Genomic DNA, 280 nt, shown 5'->3' with positions numbered 1-280 from the left:
GCTCGTTGCCGGACAGCGGCGCGAGAAGCAGCGTCGTGCAGTCCATTGCCGCGACGAGAGCGTTCAGCTCATGAATGAACTTGGACAACGACAGCTCCGTCTCGCTGAACTCGCGGGCGCTACGAAAGCCGTCGATGATCATCAAGCTCGGGCGGTAATCGTAAATGCTCGACGCAATGAGTTTCAGAAAGCCGTCCAGGCCGTCCTGCATCAGTTCGTGATAGCCGGAGACAAAAAGCATTTGCTGCGCGACGGCTTTTTCGTCGAAGAAAGTCAGGCC

1 pseudogene is annotated in these 280 nt (G+C 57.1%); it reads right to left on the bottom strand.

What is annotated here, in order from left to right:
- A pseudogene (locus SB753_RS36635) lies at positions 1 to 280 on the bottom strand (serine/threonine protein kinase); the annotation flags it as partial.

The organism is Paraburkholderia sp. SIMBA_053, assembly GCF_046534895.1.
Classification (GTDB): Bacteria; Pseudomonadota; Gammaproteobacteria; order Burkholderiales; family Burkholderiaceae; genus Paraburkholderia; species Paraburkholderia caledonica.
The sequence above is the reverse complement of the archived record's forward strand: the minus strand, read 5'-3'. Positions and strand labels throughout refer to the sequence as shown.